This is a genomic window from Fusibacter bizertensis (genome assembly GCF_029914245.1).
Lineage (GTDB): Bacteria > Bacillota > Clostridia > Peptostreptococcales > Acidaminobacteraceae > Fusibacter_C > Fusibacter_C bizertensis.
In genome coordinates this window covers 1-746 of the sequence record NZ_JARYZI010000037.1, presented here as the reverse complement: position 1 = coordinate 746, position 746 = coordinate 1, and the positions used below count along the sequence as shown (strand labels likewise).

Genomic DNA, 746 nt, shown 5'->3' with positions numbered 1-746 from the left:
TGTGATACACGTGCCGCCATCGGTACAGCTGATACACCTGCCGAACCAATCAATGGATTGATTGGATCTTTTAAGAATTTGTTCATTAGTTTTGCTAAGAGTACGCCTGCTGCTGTACCAAAAGCAAAAGCAATAACACCTAATCCCATTATAGCAAGTGTTTTAACATTTAGGAAGGCAGATGCTGATGCTGTTGCACCAACTGTTACGCCTAAAAATATAGTTACGATATTCATAAGTGCATTTTGCGCTGTATCTGTTAATCTTGCAACTGCTCCTGACTCTTTGAAAAGGTTACCTAGCATTAACATCCCAACAAGTGCCGCTGCTGGTGGAACGATCATAGATACGATTAACGTCGCTAATACAGGGAAAATTACTTTTTCAAGTTTAGAGACGTGACGAAGTTGTTTCATCTTGATATTACGTTCTTCCTTCGTCGTAAGTGCTTTCATAATTGGCGGCTGGATTACTGGTACTAGTGCCATGTATGAGTAAGCGGCTACCGCGATAGAACCCAATAAATGTGGTGCAAGTTTTGACGATAAGAAGATCGCCGTCGGACCATCAGCTCCACCGATGATACCGATTGATGCCGCTTCGTTTGGTGTAAATAGTCCCGATGCAATTGCACCAAAGAATGTGATAAAGATACCAAACTGTGCTGCTGCACCAAGTAATAGTGACTTAGGATTGGCAATAAGTGGACCAAAGTCTGTCATTGCACCTACACCTAAAAATATAAG

Annotated in this window: 1 protein-coding gene; it reads right to left on the bottom strand. The window is 41.8% G+C overall.

Annotated elements, in window-relative coordinates; genetic code table 11:
* Positions 1–746 (bottom strand): sodium ion-translocating decarboxylase subunit beta (locus QE109_RS17560; protein WP_281095849.1); only part of this gene is annotated, 746 nt, incomplete at both ends.